This window comes from Microbacterium sp. BDGP8 (assembly GCF_029991045.1).
In the GTDB taxonomy this organism is placed as follows: Bacteria; Actinomycetota; Actinomycetes; order Actinomycetales; family Microbacteriaceae; genus Microbacterium; species Microbacterium plantarum.
This window is the reverse complement of record NZ_CP120712.1, coordinates 1,815,264-1,834,689: the sequence shown is the minus strand read 5'-3', so window position 1 is coordinate 1,834,689 and position 19,426 is coordinate 1,815,264. Positions and strand designations below refer to the sequence as shown.

The 19,426-nt window shown below is 71.6% G+C and carries 16 protein-coding genes; 7 read left to right on the top strand and 9 right to left on the bottom strand.

Annotation, left to right across the window (positions count from 1 at the left end; all coding sequences use genetic code 11):
• Positions 1–50 precede the first annotated feature (50 nt).
• A complete protein-coding gene (locus P6897_RS08870) occupies positions 51–446 on the top strand; it encodes a Sec-independent protein translocase TatB (RefSeq protein ID WP_240309858.1) in 396 nt (131 codons plus the stop codon).
• Here the strand turns inward: P6897_RS08870 and P6897_RS08865 are convergent, their stop codons facing one another.
• The 3 genes from P6897_RS08865 to P6897_RS08855 are packed head-to-tail and all read right to left on the bottom strand — an operon-like array spanning position 447 to position 3,384.
• Positions 447–1,583, bottom strand: a complete 1,137-nt coding sequence (locus tag P6897_RS08865; RefSeq protein WP_282501007.1) for an Mrp/NBP35 family ATP-binding protein — start codon at positions 1,581–1,583, stop codon at positions 447–449. It abuts the gene before it with no gap.
• Positions 1,580–2,113 (bottom strand): DUF1003 domain-containing protein, encoded by a 534-nt coding sequence (locus tag P6897_RS08860; RefSeq protein ID WP_112614922.1) that lies wholly within the window; start codon positions 2,111–2,113, stop codon positions 1,580–1,582. The genes P6897_RS08865 and P6897_RS08860 overlap by 4 nt, the downstream gene beginning before the upstream one ends.
• Positions 2,113–3,384 (bottom strand): CBS domain-containing protein, encoded by a 1,272-nt coding sequence (locus tag P6897_RS08855; RefSeq protein ID WP_112614920.1) that lies wholly within the window; start codon positions 3,382–3,384, stop codon positions 2,113–2,115. Before P6897_RS08855 ends, P6897_RS08860 begins: the two co-directional genes overlap by 1 nt.
• A gap of 50 nt (positions 3,385–3,434) precedes the next feature.
• On the opposite strand from P6897_RS08855, the gene P6897_RS08850 reads away from it, so the two are divergent.
• Positions 3,435–4,166 (top strand): general stress protein, encoded by a 732-nt coding sequence (locus tag P6897_RS08850; protein WP_282501006.1) that lies wholly within the window; start codon positions 3,435–3,437, stop codon positions 4,164–4,166.
• Positions 4,167–4,174: 8 nt separating this feature from the next.
• On the top strand, positions 4,175–4,834 hold the full coding sequence (locus P6897_RS08845) for an alpha/beta family hydrolase (RefSeq protein ID WP_274177942.1): 660 nt from the start codon (positions 4,175–4,177) through the stop codon (positions 4,832–4,834).
• Positions 4,835–4,850: 16 nt separating this feature from the next.
• Here the strand turns inward: P6897_RS08845 and P6897_RS08840 are convergent, their stop codons facing one another.
• From P6897_RS08840 to P6897_RS08830, 3 genes are all read right to left on the bottom strand, one after another.
• The gene (locus tag P6897_RS08840) at positions 4,851–6,572 is read right to left on the bottom strand and encodes a gamma-glutamyltransferase (protein ID WP_282502578.1); all 1,722 of its coding nucleotides are present in this window, start codon (positions 6,570–6,572) and stop codon (positions 4,851–4,853) included.
• Positions 6,573–6,634: 62 nt separating this feature from the next.
• Positions 6,635–8,071: an aminopeptidase P family protein gene (locus P6897_RS08835; protein WP_282501005.1), complete on the bottom strand. Its 1,437-nt coding sequence runs from the start codon at positions 8,069–8,071 to the stop codon at positions 6,635–6,637.
• Positions 8,072–8,110: 39 nt separating this feature from the next.
• Positions 8,111–9,130, bottom strand: a complete 1,020-nt coding sequence (locus P6897_RS08830; protein WP_282501004.1) for an endonuclease/exonuclease/phosphatase family protein — start codon at positions 9,128–9,130, stop codon at positions 8,111–8,113.
• Positions 9,131–9,188: 58 nt separating this feature from the next.
• On the opposite strand from P6897_RS08830, the gene P6897_RS08825 reads away from it, so the two are divergent.
• Positions 9,189–10,067, top strand: a complete 879-nt coding sequence (locus tag P6897_RS08825) for a PHP domain-containing protein (RefSeq protein ID WP_112614912.1) — start codon at positions 9,189–9,191, stop codon at positions 10,065–10,067.
• Between the two features lie 28 nt (positions 10,068–10,095).
• Here P6897_RS08825 and P6897_RS08820 read toward each other — a convergent pair whose 3' ends face one another.
• On the bottom strand, positions 10,096–11,550 hold the full coding sequence (locus P6897_RS08820; RefSeq protein WP_274177939.1) for a DEAD/DEAH box helicase: 1,455 nt from the start codon (positions 11,548–11,550) through the stop codon (positions 10,096–10,098).
• Positions 11,551–11,680: 130 nt separating this feature from the next.
• Here P6897_RS08820 and P6897_RS08815 point away from each other — a divergent pair, with 130 nt between their 5' ends.
• A complete protein-coding gene (locus P6897_RS08815; RefSeq protein ID WP_023950553.1) occupies positions 11,681–12,397 on the top strand; it encodes a ferritin-like fold-containing protein in 717 nt (238 codons plus the stop codon).
• Positions 12,398–12,409: 12 nt separating this feature from the next.
• Here P6897_RS08815 and P6897_RS08810 read toward each other — a convergent pair whose 3' ends face one another.
• Positions 12,410–12,700, bottom strand: a complete 291-nt coding sequence (locus tag P6897_RS08810) for a hypothetical protein (RefSeq protein ID WP_114589527.1) — start codon at positions 12,698–12,700, stop codon at positions 12,410–12,412.
• A gap of 2 nt (positions 12,701–12,702) precedes the next feature.
• On the bottom strand, positions 12,703–12,927 hold the full coding sequence (locus P6897_RS08805) for a DUF3107 domain-containing protein (RefSeq protein WP_064956528.1): 225 nt from the start codon (positions 12,925–12,927) through the stop codon (positions 12,703–12,705).
• Between the two features lie 140 nt (positions 12,928–13,067).
• Between P6897_RS08805 and P6897_RS08800 the strand changes: the two genes are divergently transcribed.
• Positions 13,068–16,139, top strand: a complete 3,072-nt coding sequence (locus tag P6897_RS08800) for a PD-(D/E)XK nuclease family protein (protein ID WP_282501003.1) — start codon at positions 13,068–13,070, stop codon at positions 16,137–16,139.
• The gene (locus P6897_RS08795; protein WP_274177937.1) at positions 16,136–19,417 is read left to right on the top strand and encodes an ATP-dependent DNA helicase; all 3,282 of its coding nucleotides are present in this window, start codon (positions 16,136–16,138) and stop codon (positions 19,415–19,417) included. Before P6897_RS08800 ends, P6897_RS08795 begins: the two co-directional genes overlap by 4 nt.
• The last annotated feature ends 9 nt before the right edge of the window (positions 19,418–19,426 follow it).

Below are 19,426 nucleotides of genomic sequence, written 5' to 3'. Positions count from 1 at the left end.
TAGGCGCGCGGATGGCTCCGGCCGCTGAGGCGCACGGGTAATCTGGGGTCATGTTCTTCGGCCTAGACGGGGACAAGCTCATCCTCATCGGGGTCGCCGCTGTCCTGCTCCTCGGACCCGAGCGCCTTCCGCAGCTCGCCGAGATGCTCGCGCGTTTCACCGTCCGGGCACGTGATTGGGTCAACGGCGCGAAGGACCGCGTCAAGGACGAGATGGGAGAGGACTTCTCCGACGTCGAATGGCGCAAGCTCGACCCTCGGCAGTACGACCCGCGTCGCATCATCCGCGACGCTCTCCTCGAGGACGCCCCCGTACCGACGGTGCGCGCGGCCGCCGCGGGTGCGGCGATCAGCACGGCGACCGCCGTCGGGATGGATGCTGCGGGCGAGGCGGCGAAGCGATTCGAGCGCGGTGCCGACGTTCCGTTCGACGACGAAGCGACCTGATCAGCCCACACGCAGAGGCAGCGGGCGGCCGCGGAGATCGCGTCCGGTGCCTGCGATGGTGTCGGCGATGCGCGCGATCGCCTCGGCGGCGGCGTCGTCGGGATGCGCGACGACGACCGGAACTCCGCTGTCGGCGTCGCTGCGCAGAGCCGGGCTGAGCGGCACGGAGCCGAGCATCGGCACCGGCTGGTCGGTCGACAGGGCCTCGGCGACCCGCATCCCGCCGCCGCTGCCGAAGAGGTCGAGCGATGTCCCGTCGGGAAGCGTCATCGCCGACATGTTCTCGATGACCCCGATCACGCGCTGCCCGGTCTGCCGGGCGACGAGGCCGCTGCGCACCGCGACGTCGGCGGCGGCCGTCTGCGGAGTCGTGACGACCACGACGTCGGCGTGCGGGAGCAGCTGACCCACGCTGATGGCCACGTCGCCGGTGCCGGGGGGCATGTCGATCAGGAGGACGTCGATGTCGCCGAAGAACACGTCGGTCAGGAACTGCGAGACCGTGCGATGCAGCATCGGCCCGCGCCAGGCGACCGCGCCGGGGCTCCTCTGATCGCGCGGCAGGAACATGCCGATCGAGATCGTCCGGACCTCGTGCGCGATGGGCGGGATCATGAGCCCGTCGATACGCGTCGGCTGCGGTGGCAGGCCGTCGGCATCGACGAGACCGAGCAGCGCGGGAATCGAGAAACCGTGCACATCGGCGTCGATCAGCCCGACGGCGAGGCCGCGCTGCGCGAGGGCGACAGCGAGGTTCGCGGTGAGGGTCGACTTGCCGACGCCCCCCTTGCCGCTCGTGATGGCGATGACGCGTGTGAGCGAGTCCGGACCGAACGGGTTCTCGCGGGCGGCCTTCCCACCGCGCAGCCGCTCGGTGAGTGCGGCGCGCTCCGCCGGGGTCATCACCCCGACCTCGACCGAGACCGTCTCGATGCCCGGGGCGGACAGCGCGGCATCCCGGACGTCGCGCTCGATCCGATCGGCTGCAGGGCAGCCGACGATGGTCAGCGCGATGCCGACACGAGCGTGGGCGCCATCCACGGCGATGTCGCGCACCATGTCGAGCTCGCCCAGGGGCTTGCGCAACTCGGGATCGCGCACCGCCGCGACGGCCGCGCGGACGGCGTCCGTGCTCATCGCGTGTCCGGGCGCTCGTCGGAGTCGAGGCGGTCGAGCGCGGTACGCAGCTCGGCGCGCAGCGTCTCTTTGGTGACGAGTCCGTCGGTCAGGTCGGAGATCGCCATGCGCAGGGCGACGACCTCGCGTGCCAGGTACTCCGTGTCGGCCAGGTTCCGCTCGGCACGCTGACGGTCCTGCTCGATCTGCACGCGGTCGCGGTCGTCCTGCCGGTTCTGCGCGAGCAGGATCAGGGGCGCGGCGTACGACGCCTGCAGCGAGAGCATGAGCGTCAACGCCGTGAAGCCGTTGGCCGCGGAGTCGAACCGGAGCTCGACGGGCATGAGCGTGTTCCAGGCGAGCCACGCCGCACAGAACAGCGAGAGCGCGACGAGGAAGCCGGGCGTGCCCATCGCCCGGGCGATCCACTCGGTGAACCGACCGAACCGGTCGCGGGACGGCTGCGACGTCCGCTGACCGAGCACACCGCTGACACCGCTGCGCCGTCCACGGGGCGCCTCGAGCGAGGGGGTCTTCGACGAGCGGGCCATCAGCGGCGCCCCCGCATCGCAGCGGCATCCTGGGGCTCGACGTCTTGCGACCGCCAGTCGTCCGGAAGCAGATGATCGAGCACATCGTCGACGCTCACGACCCCGACGAGCCGGCGGGCCTGGTCGACGACGGGAACCGAGACCAGGTTGTAGCTGGCCAGCATGCGTGCGACCTCGGCCGCGGACGATGACGCCGCGACCGGGTCGACGGTGTCGTCGATGATCGCGCCGAGTCTCTCGTGAGGCGGGTAGCGCAGCATCCGCTGGAAGTGCACGGTGCCCAGAAGTCGCCCCGTCGGCGTCTCGTACGGGGGGAGCGTCACGAAGACGGATGCGGCGAGGGCCGGATGCAGCTCGTGTCGGCGGATGAGCGCGAGCGCCTCAGCCACCGTCGCCTCCGCCGACAGCACGATCGGGTCGCTCGTCATGAGGCCGCCCGCGGTGTCGGGACCGTACTCGAGGAGGGCGCGGACGTCCTCGGCCTCCTCCGGCTCCATGAGGTCGAGCAGCTGCTCGATGCGGCCTTCGGGGAGCTGACCGAGCAGGTCCGCCGCGTCGTCGGGCTCCATGGCGTCGAGGATGTCGGCGGCGCGCTCGTCGCCGAGCCGCTCGAGGATGTGGACCTGCTCATCCTCGGGCATCTCCTCGAGCGCGTCGGCGAGGCGCTCGTCGGGGAGTTCCTCGGCGACTTCGAGCAGGCGCTCCTCCGGAAGGTCGAGCAGCGTGTTGGCGAGGTCTGCGGGCTTGAGCTCCGAATAGGTCGCGACCAGCTGCTCGGCGGACTGGGCGGCGCCCGAGGACTGGTCCTCGCGCACGTCTTTCCAGGCCGCGAAGGTCGTCGGCCCCTTGGCGAACGGCGACGCACTCGTCTTGGGACGGCGGAGGAAGAGCTGGCCGATGTCCCATTCGCCGAGCCGGTTGCGCTCGATCGCGACATCCTCGATCACTGCGCCGCCCGACCCGTCGCGCAGGTAGACCTTCCGACCTAGGAGCTCGGCCATGACCCGCACCTCACCGCCGCGTTGCTGGAAGCGCCGCACGTTGATGAGACCGGTGGTGATCACCTGGCCGGTCGCGATCGAGGTGACACGGCCGATGGAGAGGAAGACGTTGCGTCTGCCCGGGATCTCGACGACGAGGCCGATGACTCGCGGAGGGTCCGATTTACGGAAGATCACGACCACGTCGCGGACCTTGCCGAGACGGTCGCCTGCGGGATCGAACACGACGCACCCGACCAGGCGCGCGACGAAAACCCTCTGCGTACTCACCGCTCCAGCGTAGTCGGCGACCGCGAAGGTGGCCGTGACACAATGACGGAATGAGCATGATGGGCGGGACGCCCGCGGTCACGGGTGAGAAGGTCGCCGAGTACGCAACGTACGAGGCCGCGCAGAAGGCGGTGTCGACTCTCATCTCGGCCGACATCCCGGCCCGTGAGATCGCCATCGTCGGCTACGGACTGCGGTCGGTCGAGACGGTCACCGGCCGGCTCGGATATGCGACGGCGGCGCGGACGGGTGCGATCAACGGCATCCTCCTGGGGCTGATCTTCTCGCTGATCTTCGTCTTCGGCACTCCTGACGCCGCCATTCAGCTTTTCCTCGGCGTGATGCTGGTCGGCGTCGCGATCGGCATGATGATGAGCCTCGTCATGTTCGCTCTCGTGCGCCGTCGTCGCGACTTCGCATCGGTGACGCAGGTCGTCGCCGACCACTACGAGGTGACCGTGCAGGCGAGCAGCATCCATCGCGCCCGTGGCGCGCTGAACGTCGCGCCGGCCCGGCCCGCGGCGCCGGCCACGCCGGTGCCGGACGGGCCGCCCCGGTACGGCGAGCGCATCGACCCCGTGCCCGCTCCGTCGGGCGATCGGCCCGCCCCCGGTCCGGCGGCACCCGCGGGCAACCCGATCGCGCCGCCGTCGGGATCGCCCGCCCCCGGCCCCGCCGACGCCCCGCTGCCGCCGGCCGTGGGCCCGGTGCCCGGCGGCGAGGCCCCCGGCCCGCAGACTCCGGGTACGCTCGAGCCCCCGGCGACCGATCCGCAGCGATGATCGACGCGGTGCCGGTCGACATCGCGGCCGGGACCGTCGACCTGCCGCTGACGTACGACCGCGCTGAGCGTGCGGACGCTGTGATGATCCTCGCTCATGGCGCGGGCGCCGGACCCGAGCATCCGTTCCTCGGCGGTTTCGCGCATGCCGGCGCGGCGGCCGGGATCGATGTCGTGCGCTTTCCGTTCCCCTATGTGGTGGCGGGCCGCCGACTGCCCGGCGCCGCCGGTGACGCCATCGCGTCGTGGGCGGCGGTCTTCCGCGCCATCGCCGACGCGCACGCCGGGGTGCCCATCGTCGCGGCGGGGAAGTCGTACGGCGGCCGGATGGCATCGATGGCGGCCGCTTCCGGAGCGATCGACCCGGCTCTGCTCGTCTACCTCGGGTACCCGCTGCATGCGCCCGGTCGGCCCGACCGTCCGCGTGCGGCTCATCTGCCGGAGGTCACGTCGCCTCAGCTGTTCGTGTCCGGGACCCGCGATCCGTTCGTCGACCCGGTGACCGACCTCGAGAGCGTCGTCGCCGGATGCGCCGACGCGGAGTTGCTCTGGGTCGAGGGCGGCCGCCACTCCTTCGAGGTCGCGGGACGCAAACGGGATGCCGAGGAGGTCGGCGGCGCCGTGGCCGAGCTGGTCGCGCCGTGGTGCCACCGCCGGTTGTCGCAATGAGGGCGGGCGCTCCGCTTCAGCGACCGGCCGCGTAGCCCTGCATCCCGCGCGGGTTCGACGCCGCCCAGAGCAGTCCCCGCGAGCGGTCGATGCCGACGGCCGAGAGACGTCCGAGGCTCCACGGCCCGACCACGGTGACGTCGTGCCCCCGCGCGCGCAGGCCCGAGGCGACCTCGTCGCCGAGCCGGTCTTCCATCACCACTCCTGCGGGCGTCCAGGTGCGCGGCCAGAACGAGTCGATCATCGCGGTCGTGTGAAGCGTCGGCGCATCGATCGCCGATTGCGCGTCCCAGCCCCCGACCAGCATGCGCAGCAGCATCGGCAGCTGCCACTGGTCCTGCTGGTCGCCTCCGGGCGTCCCCATCGCGATGTCGGCCCGGTCGCCGGTCATGACGAGGGTCGGGGAGAGGGTCGTGCGCGGGCGGGCGCCCGGGCGGAGTGCGGCGGGCGACGTCTCGTCGAGCCAGGTCATCTGCAGGCGCGTGCCTAGCGCGAAACCGAGTTCCGGGATCGCGGGGGACGACTGCAGCCAGCCGCCGGACGGCGTCACCGAGATGATGTTGCCCCACCCGTCGACGACGTCGATGTGACAGGTGTCGCCGCGCGTCTCGCCCGCTCGCCCGACCGTCGGTTCGCCTGTGCCGGCGACGCTCGTCCCGTCGGGACGCACGAGCGGCGGACGATGCGGTGCGCGCCCCGCCACGGTACCCGGGCGCCATTCGTGCGAGGCATCCGGGAGCAGCTGCGCACGACGCGCGGCGAGGAAGGCGGGGTCGAGGAGCTCGCTGACCACGCTGTCGTGGCCGAAGTGCGCGTCGCGGTCCGCGAGGGCCAGCTTGAAGGCCTCGACGATCGTGTGCGCGCCCTCCGGAGTCGCGGGGTCGAGGCGCTCATCGGGCACCGGATCGAGCAGGGCGAGCGCCTCGAGCAGTGCGGGACCCTGCGTCCACGCGCCGGCCTTGACCACGGTCCGTCCGCGGAAGGTCGTCGTGAGAGGCTCCTCGTACCCTGCGGAGAAGTCGGCGAAATCGGCCTCCGTGATTACCCCGGCGTGGTGGCCTCCGGTCGAGTGTCGATGGGGTCGGGCCGCGAACGCGGCCGTCGCGTGCGCGACCGTGCCCGTCCGCCACTCGGTGCGAGCAGCCTCGATGCGCGCGGCCCGGTCTGCGGCGTCTCGTCCCGCCGCCACGAGACCCTCGAACACCGCGGCGAGCGCGGGGTTCCGGAACACATCGCCGGCCCGCGGCACGGTGCCCCCGGGCAGCCACAGATCGGCCGAGGACGGCCATTCGTCGCGGAAGAGCTGCGCGACGCGTGCAATGGTCGCTGACGCGGACGCGAGCAGAGGGTGCCCGTCGCGGGCGTAGCCGATCGCGAAAGCGAGGACGTCGGCGAGCTCCCACGTGCCGTAGTCGCGCAGCAGGACGAGCCAGGCGTCGACTGCTCCCGGCACCGCGGCCGCGAGGGCGCCGGCGCCCGGCACGGTCTCGAGCCCCTCCGCGCGGTAGTGCTCGATCGTCGCGCCGCGAGGCGCCGGCCCCTGGCCCATGAGCACGCGGGGCCGCGGATCCTCGGCCGCCTGGAAGAGGCCGACGAGATCGCCCCCGGGCCCGTTGAGGTGGGGTTCGACGACCTGCAGGACGAAGCCGCCCGCTGCGGCGGCGTCGAAGGCGTTGCCCCCGCGTTCGAGCACAGCCTGGGCCGTGGCGGTGGCGAGCCAATGGGTCGCCGCAGCCATCCCGAACGTGCCGGTCAGCAGCGGGCGCGTCGTCTGAGCGGGCGGCGGCGAGAACCGATCGGTCACGAGGTCGCGCGTGCGATCCAGGCTTCGACCTCGTCAGCTGTGCGCGGGATGTCCGCAGAAAGGTTGACGGGTCCGCTCTCGGTCATGAGGATGTCGTCCTCGATCCGGACCCCGATACCGCGGTACTCCTCGGGCACGGTGAGATCGTCGATCTGGAAGTACAGACCGGGCTCGATCGTGAACACCATGCCGGGCTCGAGGATGCCGTCGTAGTACATCTCACGGCGCGCCTGCGCGCAGTCGTGCACGTCGATCCCGAGGTGGTGGCTCGTGCCGTGGACCATGTAGCGCCGGTGCTGGCCGCCCCGGTCGGCGTCGAGCGCCTCGTCCGCCGTGACGGGGAGCAGACCCCAGTCCGCGACGCGGGCGGCGATGACCGTCATGGCGGCCTCGTGGATCGAGCGGAACGTCACACCGGGCCGGGCAGCGGCGAACGCGGTGTCGGCCGCCTCGCGAACGGTCTCGTAGATGCGGCGCTGGATCTCGGTGAAGCGTCCCGACACGGGCAGCGTGCGCGTGATGTCGGCGGTGTAGAGGCTGTCGACCTCGACGCCGGCATCGACGAGAATGAGGTCGCCGGGCACCACGGGCCCGTCGTTGCGCGTCCAGTGCAGGTAGCAGGCGTGAGGTCCGGAGGCGGCGATCGTGTCGTAGCCCTCGCCGTTGCCGTCCGTGCGCGCGCGCAGGTGGAACACGCCCTCGACGACGCGCTCGCCCCGGGGGGTGGCGATGATGCGGGGGAGGTCGGCCACGATGTCGTCGAAACCACGTGCGGTCGCCGCGACAGCGAGACGCATCTGCTCGATCTCGTACTCGTCCTTCGTCAGCCGCAGCTCGGACACGGCCCGCGTCAGGTCGGGATCTGCTTCGAGGACCAGGTCATCGGTGCGTAGCTCGACATCCGCGAGATGCGCGGTCGCAACACCGAGATCGGCGGCGACGTCGGCGAGCGCCGGGCGCGGTCCGATCCAGAACTCGCCGACCGAGGCGTCGGCGTAGAACTCGGCCGTGGTGCGATCGGCTCGGTCGCGGAGGTACAGGGTGACATCGTGTCCCCCGGCGGTGGGCTCGAAGACGAGCACCGAGTCGGGTACGGCGTCGCTGCCCCAGCCCGTCAGATGCGAAAACGCGGAGTGCGCGCGGAAGGGGTAGTCGGTGTCGTTCGAGCGCTGCTTGAGAGAGCCCGCGGGGATGACGAGGCGCCGACCGCGGAACTCGCGTGAGAGCCGTTCGCGGCGAGCGGCGGCGAAGCGCGCCGCGTCGCGGGGCGGCGTCGTCGTCTCGGGCCGCGATCCCCAGCCCTCGGAGATCGTGTCGAGGAAGCCCTGCGGGAACGGCTGACGCCGGTTGGTGTTCTCGGCGGGCGCTTCGGTCTCGGCGGTCGCGGTTCCGATCGTGTCGGTTGCGGTCGGCTCGGTCTCGCTCGTGGTCATGCCTCCAGTCTCGCACCCGGAGGCGGCCGCCGCGACGGTTCAGCGCCGCGTGTACTGCACGACGAGCGGGCGATGGTCGCTGCCGGAATGATCGAGCGACGAGATGACGACCGAGCCTTCGGGCTTCCAGGACGCGGTTGCCATGATGTGGTCGATCGGCGCTCCGAGCGGAGCCGGCAGGTCGGTCGGCCAGGTCCCGATACCGCCGTTGCCGGTGGACCGGGCGGCGTCGTGGCAGCGACCCAGATCGGCGTCGTCGACTCCGAGACGCGCCATGTGGTCGAGCGTCGCGTTGAAGTCACCGGCCATGATGACATCGTCCGTGGCGCACTGGTCGGCCAGCCACTGGAGGTCGCTGCGCCAGCTCGCCATCTCCTCCGGCCGCGGGGCGACCGCGTGCACCGCCACCACCACGGGGCCGTCGCCGTCGACGGGCATGGCGACGGCGCTCGGGACGATGGTGGTGTTGGTCGTACCGGCTGCCTCGGACTCGATGACCGCGTAGTCGCCGAGCTCGGGTGAGATCAGCAGGGCCGTCGAGTTCGCGTCCCAGCTGTCCGGCCCCTCGTAGCTGTCCACGTGCGCCCACATCGGGCGCCCGCGCTCGCGCATCGCCACCGCGACCGCGCGTCCGGTGTCCATCGTCGTCTCGGGCAGCGCCACGATGTCGGCCTGCATCGCCACGGCGGTCTCGGCGATTGTCTGCGCATCGGTCGCGGGACCGGCGGTGTTCCAGGTCATGACGCGGATGCTGTCCTCCGTCTTCGGCGGCAGCGTCTCCGCGCCGAGCCCCCTCACCGCCAGGGTTCCCGCGCCGCCGATGGCGACGACCACGGAGACGAGCACGACCCACAGGCAGAAGGCACGGATGCGGCGGCCCAGCGAGAGGACGAGGAAGATCAGGGCGATCGCGACGAAGGCGCCGATCAGGAACGGACGCAGCGCGACCGCCTGCGCGAACGGGAACTCGCGTTCGAGGCGAAGAAGCTCCGGCCAGGTGGCCACGATGGCCCCCGCTGCGAACAGGGCCACCACGAGGGCTCCGAACACGCGCTTCACGCCTCGACTCTAAGAGAGCGAGCCTGGACGATCGCCGGGCACGGCTACGCTGTGGAGGATGGGTACGGCAGAGCGCGCGCACGGCTTCCACGGCCCCAGCGATCTGCATCTGCACTCGGTCCGCTCCGACGGGACGGAGCCTCCCGCCGGAGTCGTGCAAGCCGCCCACCGTGCGGGTGTGCGAACGATGGCGCTCACCGACCACGACACGACGGCCGGCTGGGCCGAAGCGGCCGAGGCCACGGCGTCGCTCGACATGACCTTCCTCCCGGGTATGGAACTCAGCGCCCGCCACGAGTGGCGAACCGTGCACCTGCTCGCGTACCTCTTCGATCCCGACCATCCGCGGTTGCGCGCAGAGATGGAGCGCATCCGCGAGGACCGCATCGGCCGGGCCGAACGGATCGTCCGCAGCATCGCCCGTTCGCACGACCTGACGTGGGACGACGTGCTCGCGCAGACCGGTGCCGGCGCCACGGTGGGACGGCCCCACATCGCCGACGCTCTCGTCGCGCGCGGCCTCGCCGTCGATCGCGCGGCGGCGTTCGCCGGCATCCTGCACCCCAGCCAGGGACATTTCACGCCGCACTACGCTCCCGACCCCGTCACCGCGGTGGAGCTCGTCGTCGCCGCCGGGGGAGTGCCGATCCTCGCGCATCCCTCGCCGAGCGGACGCGAGCGGATGATGCCGCCCGCGGTGCTCCGCGAGCTCGTCGCCCACGGCCTCGCGGGCTTCGAGGTCGGGCACCGCGAGAACACAGCGGACGGCAAGCGCGTCCTGCGTGCTCTCGCCGCAGAGCTCGACCTCATCGTGACGGGGTCGAGCGACTACCACGGTCTCGGCAAGCCGAATCAGCCCGGTGAGAACACGACCGACGATGACATGGTCGCGCGCATCATCGCCCGGGCAAGCGGAACGGCGCCCGTCTACGCGTAGTCGGGCGCCGTCGCGCGAGATGGCCGTATCAGCCTGCGGCGGGAGCCGTCGAGCCTGCCGCGCCGGATCCCGATCCGCCACGACGACGGCGACGCCGGCGGGGGGAGGTCTTGCCATCGCGGTGCTCGGATCCGCCACCATCGTGCGTGCCCGTCCCGGCATCCGTCGACGCGGCCGCCGAGCCCTCAGCGGCCGCCGCACCGTCGCCCGAGCCGCGCGAGCGGCGGCGACGGGGACGCTTCGTATCGCCCTCGGACGATTCCGTCGAGACCGTCTTGACGCTCTGCGTCGTGGGCAGCTTGCGGAGGCGTCCCTTGGTTCCCGCGGGGATGTTCAGGTCCTCGAAGAGGTGCGGGCTCGACGAGTAGGTCTCGACGGGCTCGGGCTGACCGAATTCGAGCGCTCGGTTGATGAGGGCCCACTTGTGCAGGTCTTCCCAATCGACGAAGGTGACCGCGATGCCGGTGCGGCCGGCGCGACCGGTGCGGCCCGCGCGGTGCAGGTATGTCTTCTCGTCGTCGGGGATGGTGTGGTTGATGACGTGGGTGACGTCGTCGACGTCGATGCCGCGCGCGGCGACGTCGGTCGCGATCAGGACGTCCTTCTTGCCGGCCTTGAACCCGGCCATCGAGCGCTCCCGCGCTTCCTGGCTCATGTCGCCGTGGACCGCGCCGGCGTTGAAGCCGCGGTCGTTCAGCTCGTCGACGAGCTTCTGGGCCGCGCGCTTGGTGCGCGTGAAGATGACGGTCTTGCCGCGGCCTTCGGCCTGGAGGATGCGGGCGATGACCTCGTCCTTGTCGAGCGAGTGCGCGCGGTAGACGAGGTGCTTGATGTTCGCCTGGGTCAGGCCCTCGTCGGGGTCGGTCGCGCGGATGTGGATCGGGTTCGACATGAACCGGCGCGCCAGCGCGACGATCGGTCCCGGCATCGTCGCCGAGTAGAGCATCGTGTGACGGACGGGAGCGACCTTCTGGAAGATCTTCTCTATGTCGGGGAGGAAGCCGAGGTCGAGCATCTTGTCGGCCTCGTCCAGCACGACCTCCGTCGCGTTGGACAGGTCGAGCAGACGCTGGCCCGCGAGGTCGATCAGGCGGCCCGGGGTGCCGACGACGATCTGCGCTCCGGCCTTCAGCTGGTCGATCTGGCCCTCGTAGGCCTTTCCGCCGTAGATGGCCACGACACTCGTGGACCGGTTGCGGGTGAGCATGTCCATGTCCTCGAACACCTGGACGGCGAGCTCGCGGGTGGGGACGACGATGAGGGCCTTCACGCCGGGCGCGGGGTCGAGTCCCAGGCGCTGCACGACGGGGATGCCGAAACCGAAGGTCTTACCGGTGCCGGTCTTGGCCTGGCCGATGATGTCCTGGCCGGGCAGGCCCAGCGGGATCGTCTGCTCCTGGATGGGGAAGGCGTCGACGATGCCCTTGTCGGCGAGGGCGTCGACGATGTCCTGGTCGACGCCGAGGTCAGCGAATGTGGTCATGGGTGACGTGCCTGTCTGGCGGTGAGAAGCCGCCGGTGATGTGGGTCCACGCCCTTCACTCAGCCACAGGCGCGGGGCCCCGGTCCGATGCCGGGGCGCATCCAGCCTACCGCGACCCTAGGCTGGACCCGTGGTGAGCTGGTTCTTCAAGCGCAAGCGTCCTGTCGGTCGCACCCTGCGGCTGCGATCCCGAGGCGACTACGGGGATGTCCGTCGCGTCGATTTCGAGGAGCTCGCTCCCGATGTCGACACCTTCCTCGGTCAGGCCGCGTATCTGCAGCTCGGCTACTTCGAGACGCTGAGCGACCTGATCGCCTCGACCCCCGAGCTGTCGCAGAAGGAGTCGCTGTCGTTGGCGGCGGGCACAGCCCTGCTCAAGCACCGCGAGCTCGTCGGCGTGATCCGCGATCGCGGCGCCGATCCGCTCGAGCTGATGCTGCCCTTCCGTGAGCCGCTCGATGCCTTCCGCCGCGCGACGCACGGCGCACGGCCACTCGAGACGATGCTCTCGGTGCACCTGACGGCCGGCATGCTCGACGACTTCTACCTCGCGCTGTCGGCGAGCTACGGCGACACCGGACGGCAGGTCGCCGTCATCCTGCGGGCGCACGACGACCGCAGTGCTCTGGTGCGCATCATCACCGATGCCATCGCCGCGGACGAGCAGTGGCGGGGACTGCTGTCGCTCTGGGGCCGCCGCCTCGTCGGGGACACCCTGCTGATCGCCCGGGCGGCGCTGCGGTCGACATCGCTGCAGCCTGCGGACGAGAAGAGGGTCGAGCCCACCTACGCCGACGTGATGGCCGCGCATTCGCGCCGCATGGCCGCGATGGGCCTCGAGGCCTGACGCCTCGGGCGGTCAGCCGATCCGGAGGCGACGACGCTCAGCGGCATCCGTCCGGGCCCGCGAGCGCGTCAGCAGCAGGAGGACAGCGGGCACCAGCACAGCCGGAGTCACGATGGCGACGACCCAGATGACGGGGTTGTCGACCGCGAGACCGGCCCAGGTCATCACTGCCCACGCGACGCCGCCGATGACGGCGCCGAGAACAGGCGCGAGCGCGGCACCACGGGCCTCGCGCCCGCGAATCGCGAACTCGGCGGCGAGGCCGATCGCGGCGCCCATGATCAGCGCCAGGACGATCTGCACGGTCAGGCCACGAAGCCCACGCGGCGGGTCTGGTCGGTGCCGACCTCGACGAATGCGATGCCCGCGGTCGGCACGATGTAGGAGCTGCCCTTCGCGTCGCTGAGCTCGACGAAGGGAGCGCCGGAGGTGAGAGCCTCGGAAACGGTCGCCCGAACGGCGTCCGCCGACTCGTTGGATTCGAGGCTGAGCTCGCGGCCGGTGTTCGCGATGCCGATACGGATCTCCACGGATACATCCTCCTCCGCGCCCGTGCATCGGGCGCTCTTCGACTCTACGACACCGGTCGGACCGGGATGCCGGCCGGGTCACGCCCTGGGCGAACGCCGACGGCGAACCGGTGTCGGCGGTGCCGGTTAGCGTGGAAGACATGGGTCAGGTCTCCGTCGGCGTCGTGCCCGACGCCGCGCAGTCGCGCGCGCTCGAGCTCCCGGCCGAGGCGAGCGCCGTCGTCGTCGGCGCGCCGGGCACAGGTAAGACGCGGACCATCGTCGAACGGGTCCGACGGCTGGTCGTCGACGGACTCGACCCCGACGCGCTCGTCGTCCTGACGGCCACGCGCCAGGCGGCCACGGACCTGCGCGACGACCTCGGCGTCGCCGTCGGCGTGGCGACGGCCGGCCCCCTGGCCCGGTCGGTTCCGGCCTTCGCCTTCCAGATCGTGCGTGCCGAAGCGGTCAGACGCGGCGTCGAACCGCCGCGTCTGCTGACGGGCGGCGACGAGGACGCGATCATCCGCGACCTTCTCGACGGCGACGCGGAGGACGAGCGCGACGGGCGGTCGCGGTGGCCGGGCGAGCTTCCCGCGCACGTGCGCGACTCGCGCGGCTTCCGCGCCGAACTGCGCGCTTTCATCGCGGAGTGCACGGCCTCGGGCATCGACCCGAGCGCTCTCGCCGCCCGCGCCGTTCGCGAGGGGCGACCGGCCTGGCGGGCCGCGGCGTCCTTCATGTCCGAGTACTTCGCGGTCCGCGACGCCATGCGCGGCGCCCACCGTGACGCAGCCGGGCTCATCCGTGAGGCGGTCGAGATCGTCTCCCATCGAGGGATCCCGCAGCTGCGGGTCGTGCTCGTCGACGACGCGCAGGAGCTGACCGCCGGCGGCGTCGACCTCCTCCAGGCTTGTCGCGCTCGCGACATCGCCGTCGTCGCGTTCGGTGACCCCGATGTGGGCTCCGGTGCGTTCCGAGGCGCGACGCCCGAGAACTTCGCCCGTCTCGCCGCGGGCCGCGACGTCGTCGTGCTCGAGACGGTCCACCGGGCCGAGGCCCGCCACGCCCCGCTCGTCTCCGCCATCACCGCCCGCATCGGCGCGGTCGGGCTGGTGGCGCATCGACGGGCTCCAGAACCGGATGCTCCCATGGTCGGTGTCCGGGCGCTGGCGCTGCGATCGCGCTCGGAGGAATTCGACGCCGTGGCGCGGCTGCTTCGCGAGCGGCACGTGCACCACGGAGTGCCGTGGGAGGAGTGCGCGGTCATCGCCCACGACAGTCGTCAGGTCACCGCGCTCGAGGCCGAACTGGCTGCGCGCGACGTCCCGACGGCGACCTCCGGCACCGGTACCTCGCTCGGGGAATCGCCCGTCGTCCGCGACCTGCTGCGGCTCGTCGATCTGGCGGCACGTCCGGGTGAGACCTGGGAGCGCGACGAGGTCATCGCCGCACTCTCCGGCGCCGGGCTCGACGCCGTCGACCAGCGCCGGCTCCGGTCTGCGCTCCGTCAGGCGTTCCCGCCGCGCGAGGGCGAGCCGGTGTCGGCGTGGGAGCTGCTGCGCTCAGCGATGCTCCACCCCGCCGAGCTCGCACTGCTCGATCTGCGTGAGGCGCGTCGGGCGGCGCGTGTTGCGGACACTCTGAGGACCGTCGCCGACCTCATCGCCGACGGTGCGACGGCACACGAGCTGCTCTGGGCGTCGTGGGAGGGGTCAGGCCGGGAACGAGCCCTGCGCGAAGCCGCTCGCGGCCACGGGCCGCTGGCCGCGCAGGCGGATCGAGATCTCGACGCGGTCGTCGCCCTGTTCCAAGCCGCCAAACGCCACGGCGAGCGCGAGGACGGCACGACCCCCGTCGTCTTCCTGCGGGGCATCCTCGACGCAGACGTCGGCGACGACCGGTTCGTTCCGCCGCCGGTGAGCGGAGCGGTGCGGGTGCTGACACCGGCCGCGGCTCTGGGCACCGAGTTCGACACCGTCGTGGTGGCCGGGGTTCAGGAGGGCATCTGGCCGAACCTTCGCGTGCGCGGCGGACTGCTCGACACCTGGCGGCTGCCCTTCGACGACCCCGCGGTCGCGGACGCGCTCGATCGCCGTCGCGGTGTCCTGCACGACGAGCTGCGGCTTTTCGCGCGTGCGGTCTCGCGAGCACGCGAGCTCGTCGTGGTCACGGCCGTCGATGACGACGACACGGGACCGAGTCCGTTCTTCGAGCTGCTGCCCGAGGCGGAAGGGGCCCCGCCGGAGGCGGCGCACCCGCTGACCCTGCGCGGTCTCGTCGCACGGCACCGACGTGCCCTCACGGATCCGCGCACCGCGGAGAACGACCGCCGACGCGCGGCCGGGCAGCTCGCGCTCCTGGCCGATGCGGGTGTCGCGGGCGCCGATCCCGACGAGTGGTTCGGCATCCGCCCGCCGACCACGACGGCGCCGCTGCGCGACCGCGAGGTCGAGACGATCCGCGTCTCGCCCTCACGCCTCGAGACCCTCGAGGAGTGTCAGCTGAACTGGGTGATCGCCGACCTCGGCGGTGACGCGTCGAGCGCCACAGCCGGTATCGGCACGATCGTGCACAGCGCCCTCGAGATCGCGTCTCCCGACGAGGAGTCGCTCTGGCGGGCCGTGTCGGCGCGGTGGAGCGAGCTCGAGTTCGAGTCCGCCTGGCGCGAGCGCGCGGAACGGATGCGCGCCCGTGATCTCGTGCGACGGCTCGCCCGCTATCTCCGGGATTTCGAACGCGACGGCGGCCGTCTGCTGGGGGCCGAGCCGCGTTTCGAGGTGGAGCTCGCCCATGACGACGCCGACGGGCGCATCGTCCTCAGCGGCGCGGTCGATCGCGTGGAGCTGCGTGCCGACGGCAGCGTCGTCATCGTCGATCTCAAGACCGGGAAGCGCGAGCCGCAGACCGACCGTGCCGTGACCCATCACGCGCAGCTCGCGGCGTACCAGCTCGCACACGAGCACGGTGCGATCCCCGCAGCCGCGGGCCTGCCCCCCGGGGGTGCGATGCTGCTCGTGCTGCGACCGACGGCCGCGACGAAGGACTACGCCGCGCCTCGCCAGCCGCCCTTCGGCGACGACGAGCGCGTCGCCTTTCTCGGCCGCGTGCGCGGCGCCGCACGCGTTATGGCCGGGAGCAGCTTCGAGGCTCCGTTCGAGGAGCATTGCCGGGACGATCATTCGTTCGGGCTCTGCCGCATCCACACGATCGCGGCGGTGAGTGCGACATGATCGTCTCGCCTGCAGCCCTGGCGTCCGCCCTCGGTCAGTTCCCACCGACCCCGGAGCAGAGCGCGGTGATCGCCGCGCCGCTCGCGCCGGCGCTCGTCGTCGCCGGCGCCGGCAGCGGCAAGACCGAGACGATGGCGGGCCGCGTCGTGTGGCTCGTCGCGAACGGACACGTCCCGCGCTCCGGCATCCTCGGCCTCACCTTCACCCGTAAGGCGGCAGGCGAGCTGAGCGAACGCATCCGGCGGCGACTCGATCGCCTCGCGGAGTTCGAGGACGCGGGCCTGCTGCCGCATCTCGACGCGCTGCACCGACGAGGAGCACTGGACGTCTTCGGCGAACTCGAGCGAGCGGGCGACCCGGGCGGCGCGCGACGTCACGCCGCGCAGCGCCGCCTCGTCGACGACACCGGTGCGCGCACGCTCGGACCCGCGACGGACTCGCTGCTCGAGCGCCCGACGGTGTCGACCTACAACAGCTTCGCCGACGGCATCGTGCGCGAGAACGCGGTGCGCATCGGGCGCGACCCCGAGGCGGCTGTGCTCAGCGAATCCGCCGCGTGGCTGCTGATGCGGCGCGTCGTGCTCGAGTCGGATGACGAGCGTCTCGAGACGCGGGAGAACGCGCTTCGCAGCATCATCGACGGGGCTCTCCGCATCGCGCGCGACGGCGTCGACAACCTCGTCGACTTCGACGAGCTCGCGCGTTTCGGGGCGGCGTTCCAGGATGTCCTGGAACGCCCGTCGACCCGCAGCGGCACGACCGTCTACGCCGATGTCGCGCGGGCGGCGGAGCAGGTGTCGGGCCTGCCGCTGCTCGCCGACCTCGCGGTGGAGTACCAGCGTCGCAAGCTCCGCTCGGGTGTCATCGACTTCTCCGACCAGGTGGCTGGGGCGCTGACGATCGTCCGCGCCCACGCAACGGTCTCCGCCGACCTCCGCGCGCGGTATCCCGTCGTCCTCCTCGACGAGTATCAGGACACTTCCGTCGTCCAGACCGAGCTGTTGAGCGCCGTGTTCGCCGGTACGTCGGTGATGGCGGTCGGCGACCCGCACCAGTCGATCTACGGCTGGCGCGGCGCGAGCGCCGGCAACCTGGGCGACTTCGCGGCCGCCTTCGCGCCCGACGGCGGCTCGGGCAGGTACTCGCTCGCGACGAGCTGGCGGAACAGCGAGCGCATCCTGGATGCCGCCAACGCCGTGCTCGCCCCCCTCGCCCAGCGATCGCCGGTGCCGGTCGACCGGCTGCGGCCGCGGCCGAATGCCCCCGCAGGCGGGGTCGACATCGTCTTCGAGACCGATCTCGACGCCGAGACCGAGCGCGTCGCGGCATGGTTCGAGGAAGTGAGAGCGGACCGGCAGCGGCGCGGTCTTCCCACGAGCGCGGCGATCCTGCTGCGCAGCAAGAAGCACATGGTGCGCTTCGCCGACGCCCTCGCGCGGCGCGGCATCCCGCACCGCATCCTCGGACTGGGCGGGCTGCTGAGCACCCCCGAGGTCGTCGACGTCGTCTCGGCCCTGCGTGTCATCAGCGATCCGACGGCAGGGTCGGCATTGCTCCGACTGCTCGGCGGGCCGCGCTGGTCGATCGGTCTTCGCGACCTGCGTTCGCTCGCTGAGCTCGGGCGCCGACTCGCGCGTTCCGACGTCGGGTTGCAGCCGCTGGCTGCTGAGCACACGACGGAAGAGAACGCGTCGCTGATCGACGCGCTCGACTTCTTCGTGCGCGTCGGCCCCGATCACGGTTGGCTGGCTGACTTCAGCGCACCCGGCCGTGAGCGTCTCCGTGAGGCGGCGGCCACGTTCGCCGGGCTGCGGCGCGCGTCGTCGATGCCCATCCCGGAACTCGTGCGACTGATCGAGGCGGAACTGCGCCTCGACGTCGAACTCGCCGCGAACGAGAGCCGGGGCCCCGCTCGGGTCGCCTCCGATCAGCTGCGTGCCTTCGTCGACGAGCTGCAGGGTTTCCTCGCGACCGATGAGTCAGGATCGCTGCCGAGCCTGCTCGCCTGGCTCGACCACGCCGAGCGGCAGGACGAGTTCGCCCCGCGCACCGAGCCCCCCGAGGATGACGTCGTGCAGATCCTCACGATCCACGGATCGAAGGGACTGGAGTGGGATGCTGTCGCCGTCGGCCGGGTCGTCGCCGACGAACTCCCCGCTCGGCCGCGCGACAAGCAAGGGTGGCTCGGATTCGGAGTCTTGCCGTACGCCTTCCGGGGTGATGCGCGCTGGCTGCCCGACCTCGGGTGGGAGGCGCACGTGGCGCCGAGCCAGCAGGACCTCAAGGCAGCGCTCGCGAGATTTGCCGAAGACAACGCCGATCGACAGCGCGAAGAGGAGCGTCGTCTGGCATATGTCGCCGTGACCCGCGCTCGCGACGCGCTTCTGCTCAGCGGGTCACCGTGGTCGGGCACCCGCAACCCCCGCGGTCCGAGCCCGTTCCTGCGCGAGATCGCGACCGCGCTCGAACACGACCTCGCCGATGCCGAACCGGGGGAGAACCCCTACCTCGATCGTCGTCAGACGATGCAGTGGCCGCTGGATCCCCTGGGCGCGCGGCGCGCGCGGGTCGAAGCGGCTGCGCAGCGTGTGCGCGACGCCTGCGACGCGGGCGCGCGGGATCAGCCCGAGCGCGACCTCGCCCTCTTGCTGGCGGAACGTGAGGAGAGGGCCGGAGGCGTCCGACGGGTCGCCCCCACCCGCATCCCCGCGTCGCGCTTCAAAGACTTCGCCGCCGATTACGACTCCGCCGTGGAGGCGACTCTGCGGCCGATGCCGGAGCGTCCATACCGTGAGACGCGGCTGGGTACGCGCTTCCACGCCTGGGTCGAGCAGCGGTCCGGTCTCACCGCACGGGGGCCGCAACCCGATGCGCCGCTGTGGGAGGTCGATGACCCCGCCGATGACTCGGGCGGTGGCGCGGACGACGATCTGAGCCGTCTGCAGGAGAACTTCCTGCGCTCTGAATGGGCCGAGCTGCAGCCGATCGAGGTCGAGACCGAGATCGACTTCGCCGACGACCTGATGCTGGGCGACGGCCGCCCGCACGTCATCATCTGCAAGCTCGACGCGGTCTACCGCCGTGCCGACCGAGATGGGCGCATCGAGATCGTCGACTGGAAGACGGGGCGACCGCCGCGAACACCGGCGGAGCGTTCCGAGCGGATGCTTCAGCTCGAGCTCTATCGCCGGGCGTACTCGATCCGCCACGGCATCCCCGAATCCGAGATCGATGTCGCGCTGTTCTACGTGGCCGACGACCTCGTCCTGCGGGGCTGAGCGCGACTC

Bases quoted from the DNA above. Each gene is read 5' to 3' on its own strand.
- P6897_RS08835 (WP_282501005.1), bottom strand. From the start codon at position 8,071: ATGACCACGAGCGAGACCGAGCCGACCGCAACCGACACGATCGGAACC.
- P6897_RS08865 (WP_282501007.1), bottom strand. From the start codon at position 1,583: ATGAGCACGGACGCCGTCCGCGCGGCCGTCGCGGCGGTGCGCGATCCC.
- P6897_RS08870 (WP_240309858.1), top strand. From the start codon at position 51: ATGTTCTTCGGCCTAGACGGGGACAAGCTCATCCTCATCGGGGTCGCC.
- P6897_RS08795 (WP_274177937.1), top strand. From the start codon at position 16,136: ATGATCGTCTCGCCTGCAGCCCTGGCGTCCGCCCTCGGTCAGTTCCCA.
- P6897_RS08840 (WP_282502578.1), bottom strand. From the start codon at position 6,572: ATGGCTGCGGCGACCCATTGGCTCGCCACCGCCACGGCCCAGGCTGTG.
- P6897_RS08820 (WP_274177939.1), bottom strand. From the start codon at position 11,550: ATGACCACATTCGCTGACCTCGGCGTCGACCAGGACATCGTCGACGCC.
- P6897_RS08825 (WP_112614912.1), top strand. From the start codon at position 9,189: ATGGGTACGGCAGAGCGCGCGCACGGCTTCCACGGCCCCAGCGATCTG.
- P6897_RS08850 (WP_282501006.1), top strand. From the start codon at position 3,435: ATGAGCATGATGGGCGGGACGCCCGCGGTCACGGGTGAGAAGGTCGCC.
- P6897_RS08800 (WP_282501003.1), top strand. From the start codon at position 13,068: ATGGGTCAGGTCTCCGTCGGCGTCGTGCCCGACGCCGCGCAGTCGCGC.
- P6897_RS08860 (WP_112614922.1), bottom strand. From the start codon at position 2,113: ATGGCCCGCTCGTCGAAGACCCCCTCGCTCGAGGCGCCCCGTGGACGG.